Origin of the sequence: Streptomyces sp. NRRL B-1347, from assembly GCF_000720325.1 — a bacterium.
Classification (GTDB): domain Bacteria; phylum Actinomycetota; class Actinomycetes; order Streptomycetales; family Streptomycetaceae; genus Streptomyces.
The window spans coordinates 125,529-132,760 of record NZ_JOJM01000016.1; the positions used below are offsets into that span (position 1 = coordinate 125,529).

4 protein-coding genes are annotated in these 7,232 nt (G+C 73.6%); all 4 read right to left on the reverse strand.

Annotated features, from left to right (window positions below; all coding sequences use genetic code 11):
* Positions 1-275: 275 nt before the first annotated feature.
* Entirely contained in the window at positions 276-2,132 is a 1,857-nt protein-coding gene (locus IG74_RS0116545) for an AfsR/SARP family transcriptional regulator (RefSeq protein ID WP_030676824.1), read from the reverse strand.
* 183 nt (positions 2,133-2,315) lie between these two features.
* Complete coding sequence (locus IG74_RS52095) at positions 2,316-5,279, reverse strand: non-ribosomal peptide synthetase (RefSeq protein WP_051854946.1); 2,964 nt, start codon at positions 5,277-5,279, stop codon at positions 2,316-2,318.
* Entirely contained in the window at positions 5,276-6,751 is a 1,476-nt protein-coding gene (locus IG74_RS0116560; protein ID WP_234334347.1) for a condensation domain-containing protein, read from the reverse strand. Before IG74_RS0116560 ends, IG74_RS52095 begins: the two co-directional genes overlap by 4 nt.
* A 246-nt stretch (positions 6,752-6,997) precedes the next feature.
* Positions 6,998-7,232: hypothetical protein (locus IG74_RS52100; protein ID WP_234334348.1), on the reverse strand; the 235-nt coding region annotated here is incomplete at its 5' end.

A 7,232-nucleotide genomic window follows, 5' to 3' on the forward strand; every position in this document is an offset into this window, starting at 1 on the left:
GCGGCGCGGGCGCGGTGGAAGGCCGATCGATAGGGGACCGAAGTCCCCGCTCCCTACTGTCGGCCGCGCGGGGCCCGTCGCCTCACCGTCGCGGCCCCGCGTCGATCTCGTCAGTTCTCCTCAGTTCTCGTCAGTTCTCGTCAGTTCGTGGAAGGAATGCGATGCACAGCAGGCGCACCACACCGGGCGGCGACACCGCCCGCCTCACGGACCGGGCCGTCGCCGGGCCCCAGGAGCCCGGCGACGACGAGGACTGGCACGCGGTCCCGCAGCGGTCACGTCCGCGCGGGCTCCGCTCTCGCCCGCCCCAGTGACTGGCTGAACAGCACCACCAGTTCGTGGAAGCGGTACAGCGGCCGCCCCAGGCGGTCCACGCCGCAGATGTCCAGGAGTGCGGCGTCCACCAGGCGCTCCAGGCGCTGCTCGGCCGTCGACTCGGGTTCGGCGAGGCAGCGGGCGGCGGTCTCGGCCCGGAAGGGCTCCGTGCCGAGGGCCGCAAGACACATCAGCGTACGGCCGGTGTGCCGGGGCAGCTGCCGCAGCGAGGTGAGCAGGGCTCCGCGCACGTCCAGGCCGCCGTACGACAGTTCGCGCAGCCGCGTCGACGGATCGGCGAGGCGGTTCGCCAGCCACGCTGCGGGCCAGCGGGGCCGGGCGGCGAGGCGGCTGCCGACGACGCGCAGCGCAAGGGGCAGGCCGCCGCAGCGGGCGAGCAGCGCCTGTGTCGCCGCCGGGTCGGCGAGGAGCTGGGCGCGGCCCGCGACGCTGACGAGCAGGTCGAGCGCGGCCCCGTCGTCCAGCGGCGTGAGCACCGTGGTGCGGGCCTGTGTGACACGTGGCAGCCGGGCCCGGCTGGTGATCAGGACCGTCGCCTCGGGCGAGCCCGGCACCAGGGGCTCCAGCTGGCCGCTGTCGACCGCGCCGTCGAGGACGACGAGCAGCCGCTTCCCCGCGGTGCGGATGCGGTAGAGGCGGATCAGCTCGTCGAGGCACGTGCGCTCGTCGTAGGAGCCGTCCGCGCCGCCCAGGCCGCCGGCGGAGTCACCGAGGTCCGGCACCTCGCCGAGCGCCCGGAGCAGCATCGTGAGGACGTCGCGCACGCTGCGGGGCGTGCCGTCGGCCGTGGTCAGCTCGGCGAAGAGCTGGCCGTCGGGGTAGTGCCGGGCGGCGGCGTGCGCGGCCCTGACCGCGAGCGCCGTCTTGCCGACGCCCGCCATGCCGGTGACGAGCAGGCCGCGCGGCCCGCCGCCGTCCGGGTCCGGCGTCAACTGCTTCTGCATGGACGCCAGTTCGCTCTCCCGGCCGATGAGTTCCTCGACGTCCGCGGGCAGCATCGAGGGCCGGGGCGCGTCGTCGTGGGTGTCGGCGGCCGGGGCGCCGCCGCCAGCGCCCGGGCCTGAGCCGAGCTTGCCGACGAGGACCGCGTGGTAGGTCGAGCCGAGCGTCTCCCCCGGGTCGATGCCCAGCTGGTCCGCGAGGACGTCGCGGCCCTCGTGGTAGCTGCGCAGCGCCTCGGCCTGCCGTCCGCACCGGTACAGGGCGGTCATCAGCTGCGCGCGCAGCTTCTCCCGCAGCGGGTACTCCGCCACCAGGCCGGTGAGTTCCGCGGTCAGGCGCTCGTGTCTGCCGAGCGCGAGGTCGGCCTCGATGCGCCGCTCCAGGACGTGCATCCTGGCCTCCTCCAGGCGCGGCAGCTCGGCTTCGGCGAGATGGTCGGTCACGCCGGAGACGCCGGTGCCGCGCCACAGGCCGAGGGCCTGGCCGAGCAGGGCGGACGCCTCGCGGTTGCGGCCCGCGGCGAGTTCGGCGCGGCCCCGCTCGGCGAGCCGCTCGAACTCGATGAGGTCGACCGTGCTGCGGGGCGCGCGCAGCGCGTACCCCGGCGGGCGACGCTCGATGGCGACCTCGTCACCGAGCAGTTTCCGCAGCCGCGACATGTACGTGTAGATCTGTGCGCCGGACGTGGCCGGCGGCTCCCACCCCCATAGGAGCGTGCTCATGCGCGCGTCCGACACCACCCGGCCCCGCGCGAGCAGCAGAGCCGCGAGGACCGTAGGAACTTTGGATCCGGTCAGGGCGATTCTTTCGGCGCCCCGCATTGCTTCCACCGGGCCGAGGACTCGAAAGTCCATCTCGGCACCCCCCGTCTTCAGGCGAACACTTGCCGGGCCTGACGCTACGAAGTGCCGTTATCCACGGCTTATTCGGCGGACAACGAGCTTTAAACCTCGCGCACCGCATGCGGCTGAATACATCCCTTCAGCCGCATGCGGTGCTGTTTCCGGATCCGCTCGTTCCAGTGCTGCGCGGGGTGTTCAGTCCCCGGCGAGGCGTGCGGTGATGTCCCGGCCGAGGCTGGCCGCGACGGCCTTGTGCACCTCTTTGCCCAGGTCGGAGTTTGTCATCACGACGCATCCTGTGCCGGACCGCAGCCGCAGGGAGGTCAGCGCCCGGAAGCCGGGGGTCTGCCCGCCGTGGCCGAATTCCACGTCTCCGAGGGAGCTGTCGACGACCGTGCCGAGGCCGTAGAAACTGCCGGGGAAGGCCTCGGTGAGCATCTCGCCCGCGAGCGGTCCCGGCAGCAGGTCACCGAGGCCGTTGCGGGTCCTGCGCAGCGCGCAGGCGAACTGGGCGAGGTCGGCGGCCGTGCTCCACAGCCCGGTGCCGGCCCGCGCGGGGCGACAGCGGTGGCCGCCGTGCAGCGCCTCGCCGTGCCGGTCGTGCCCCGCGGCGACGTCCGCGCCGGTGCCCGCGGTGAAGGCGCTGTCCCGCATGCCGAGCTCCTGGAACACCAGCTCGTCGACGAGCTTGCCGATCTCCTGCCCGGTCACGTCGGTCAACAGCTGTTCGACGAAGGCCCATTGGCTGCCCGCCTTGCGGAACACCGACCCCGGCTCGGCCTCCGCCTCGACGTCGTCGAGTACGTCGGACACGGTGGGCATGGCCTCGTCGGGGTGCCACCACGTGGCCGACGCCGACGACAGGCCCGCGGTGTTCGACAGACAGTGCCGCAGGGTGACCCGGCCGCCACCGGGCAGCCGTGGCACGGTCCGCCCGGTCAGGTGCTCGTCGAGGGGCGCGTCCAGGGCGAGCGGCCCGTCGGCGACGAGGCGCAGGGCGGCGAGCGCGATGACGTGCTTGCTGATCGACCCGGCCTGGAAGCGGGTGCGCAGGGTGACGGGCGCGCCCGTGTCCAGGGACCGCACGCCGTGCACGTGCAGGGCCGCGACCTCCCCGCTCCGCAGGACGGCGACGGCCGCGCCGGGGATGCCGTGCGCCGCCATGACGTCCTCGATGTCGGCCGCGGTCCTGCCGGCGTTCACCGGCGCACCGGCCCGTGGCCTGCCGCCCGCGCCACCGTCCGGCTCGCTCCCTTCGCCGGGCCCGCCGTCGCCGCCCCCGCCCGCGCGGGCGTCGTGGGCTGCGTGGTCATCGTGGGGAGCGCCTGCATCGTCTCCTGCTCCGTAGGTCGCGGTGGTCCCGTCGATCGCGGCTCCGAGGTCCGCGATGGTCACGCTGTCCAGGAGCATCCGCAGGGTCACGGTGAGTCCCGCCCGCCGCCCTGCGGCGAGGACGTGCACGATGCGCATGGAGTCGACCCCGAGGTCGGCGAGCCGGTCGTGCGCGCCGACGCCGGGGACGCCGAGCACCTCGGCGCACACGTCGGCGAGCAGCCGCTCGGTGCGGGTACGGGGTGCCTGGTAGGCGCGGTCGGCGACGAGCGCCGTGCGCTGGGGCGCGGGCAGGGCCGCGCGGTCGACCTTGCCCGCGGCGTTCAGCGGCAGCCGGTCGAGCAGGACGAAGCCCGTGGGCACCATGTACGCGGGCAGCCGCGCGGCGAGGTGGCGGCGCAGCTCGTCCTGCCCGGCCTCGGCGCGTTCGGGGCCACCGGCCGCCCCGGAGCCGCGGGCCGGGATGACGTACGCGACCAGCCAGGGTTCGCCCTGGCCGTCCTCGCGTGCGACGACGACGGCCGAGCCGACGCCGGGGTGGGTGACCAACTGCTCCTCGATCTCGCCGAGTTCGACGCGGTAGCCGCGGATCTTCACCTGGTGGTCGGTGCGGCCGAGGTACTCCAGGTCGCCGTCGGCGCGGAAACGGACCAGGTCACCGGTGCGGTACATGCGCGATCCCGGCGGCCCGCCGAGCTCCTCCGGCAGGAAGCGTCCGGCGGTCAGACCGGGCCGGCCCACGTAGCCGCGGGCCACGCCCGTGCCCGCCAGGTACAGCTCGCCGGTGACGCCGACCGGCACGGGTTGGAGCGCGCTGTCGAGCACGTACGCGCGGGTGTTGTGGATCGGCCGCCCGACCGGCATGTCCGGGGTGCCCGGCGGCACTTCCCAGCCGGTGGACCAGACGGTCGTCTCGGTCGGCCCGTACAGATTGACCAGTCGGTGCACGTGGCCGCGCAGTTCGCGGCCGAGTGACGGCGGGCACGCCTCGCCGGTGGTCACCGCCGTGACGGGGCGGCTCGTGAACCCGGCCGCGAGCAGCAGTTTCCAGCCCGCGGGGGTGGCCTGGACGTGGGTGACGCCGTGGGTGTCGACGAGGTCGAGCTGGGCGAGCGCGTCGCCGAGGCCGCTGTCGTCGACGAGCACCACGGAGCCGCCGGTGATCAGTGGCAGGTACAGCTCGGCGTACGAGATGTCGAAGGACACCGACGTCGCCGCGAGCCACACGTGGTCCGGTGCCGCGTCGAACCGCGCCCGCATCGAGAACAGCAGGTTCAGGAGCGAACCGTGGGCGATCTGCACGCCCTTGGGCCGCCCGGTCGAGCCTGAGGTGAAGAGTGTGTAGGCGAGGCCGTCCGGCGACGGCTTGCCCGCCGCCGGGGCGGCCGGGGCCGGGGCGACCGCGGCCGGTGCGGTGCCGGGCCGCCCCGTGATGCGCTCCCGGTCGCGGTCGAGGTCGAGGAGTTCGCCGTCGTACGCGTCCCCGAGCAGCCCGGCCAGGGTCCGCTGGGTGACGACGAGCCGTGCGCCCGCCGTGTCCAGCATGTAGGTCAGGCGCTCGGTGGGCATGGCGGCGTCGAGGGCCAGCTGGGAGCCGCCCGCCTTCCAGATGCCGAGGAGCACCGGGAGCAGCCAGGGGCCGCGCTCCAGGAGCACGCCGACCACGGACTCCGGGCCGACGCCCGCGGCGCGCAGCTCGTGCGCGACGCGGTTGGCACGGGTGTCGAGGTCCCGGTAGGTCAGGACGGTCGATCCCGCCCGTACGGCGACCGAGTCCGGAAAGGCCGCGGCGGTCGCCGCGAAGACGTCGTGCACGCGCCTGCTCATTCCCACTCCATGTCGGTGTCGTTCCAGTCCAGGAGAAGCCGCGCGCGCTCGGCGTCCGTGAGGACGGCCGCGCGGGCGTCGCCGTCCGCGTCGGCCGCCATGGCCTCCAGGACGGCCCGGTACATCCCGGCGAGGCGTTCCGCGTTGGCGCGGTTGAGGCCGGTGCTCACGGCGCGCAGCACGAGCCTGCCGGGGACGTTCGCGATCGACATCGTGAACTCGTTGGAGCTGTCGCCCGCGCCCGCGCGGACGTCCACGGAGCCGGTGTCGACCTGGTGGAAGTCCTGGTAGCGGAACATGATGTCGAACAGCCGCCCGCTGCCCGCGAGGCGCTGCACGGCCGGCAGCGGGTACCGCCGGTGGCGGTACACGTCGGCCTCGCGGTCGAACACCTGCCGCACGAGGTCGCGCCAGGTGTCGGCGGTGCGGTCGTGGGCGAACGGCAGGGTGTTCAGGAACATGCCGTACACCCGCTCGGCACCGGGGACCTCGGGCCGCGCGCTGTACAGGACGCCCGTGTGGAAGGCGTCCTCGTTCGTGACGGAGCTGAGCACCTTCAGGTGCGCGGCCAGGAGGACGGCCTTGAAGGACGTGCCGGTGTCCGTGGCGAGCGCGCGCAGCGCGGGCTCGATGTCGCGGAACTCCACCGACAGTTTGAAGTCCTCGCGCGCCGCGGCCACGCCGTCGCCCCACTCGGCGGGCAGCGCGCACGGCGCGTGGCCTTCGACGACGAGCCGCCAGTAGTCGCGGTCCTCCGTCGAGTCGAGCGCGGCGAGTTCGGCGGCGACGAAGTCCGCGTACCGCACCGGCATCGGCTCCTCCGGTTCGGGCTCCGCCTCCTCGGCGTACGCGCGGTACGCGTTCAGGACCTCCATGAGGAGCGACTGCTGGCTCCAGCCCTCCGTGATGGCGTGGCAGTGCGTGAAGCCGAGGTGCCAGGCCTCGTCGGACTCGACGAGTGCGGAGATCCGCAGGAGCGGCGGCCGCGAGACGTCGAACAGCTCGGCGCGCTCCCGCACGATGTGCGCGCGCCGCCCCTCCTCGAACTCCTCGGGCGTCGTGCCGCGCAGATCGTGCACGACGACGCTCGTGGCGGCCTCCGGGTGCACCAACTGGAGGGGCATCTCGTACGTTTCGAGCGCGAAGGACGTCCGCAGCATCTCGTGCCGGGCGATCACGGTCCGGGCGGCGTGGGCGAGCGCGCCCGCGTCGAACGGCATGCCGTCCTTGATCCGGAACGTGGACGTGTTGTGGTACTTGTTCAGGCCGTCGTCGGAGAGCATCTCCAGCAGCATGCCGAGCTGGACCTGGGAGAGCGGATAGGCGTCGACGACGTCCGCGGGCAGCGCCTCGCGCACGCTCCGCGGGACGAGCGCGAACGGCGCGATGCCCTCCGGCTCGGGAGCGCTGCCGCCGGTGCCGAGCGCGGCGGCGAGTCCCGCCACCGTCCGGTACCGGAACACATCGCCCACGCCCGCCTCGAAGCCCTGCGCCCGCAACGCGCCGACCAGGGCGATCGCCTTGATCGAGTGCCCGCGACGGCACCATGTACTCCGGCAGCACCGCCGACAGCGCCTCGGCAAGGCCTTCGCTCTCGCCGACGACGTACGCGATCAACTGCTGCTCATCCGACACGATGACCGCGGCGTCGGACACCGACGCCTGTGCCACGAGGGCGGCACGGATCTCCCCGAGCTCGATGCGGTAGCCACGGATCTTCACTTGGTCGTCGATGCGGCCCAGGAAGTCCACGGCCCCGTCGGCCCGCCACCGGACCAGGTCACCCGTCCGATAGAGGCGCTCACCCGGCCCGCCGTACGGATCGCCTCGGTCGGACCGTACTCATTGACGACCTGACCGTCCCCGAGCAACCACACATTCGGCACCACCAGGTCGAACGCCACGGATGAAAACACCGGCGCGCCACCCGAACCCGACGACGCCAGCTCACGC

Excerpts from the sequence above, each read along its gene's own strand:
- IG74_RS52095 (WP_051854946.1), bottom strand. The coding sequence starts at position 5,279 with ATGAGCAGGCGCGTGCACGACGTCTTCGCGGCGACCGCCGCGGCCTTT.
- IG74_RS0116545 (WP_030676824.1), bottom strand. The coding sequence starts at position 2,132 with ATGGACTTTCGAGTCCTCGGCCCGGTGGAAGCAATGCGGGGCGCCGAA.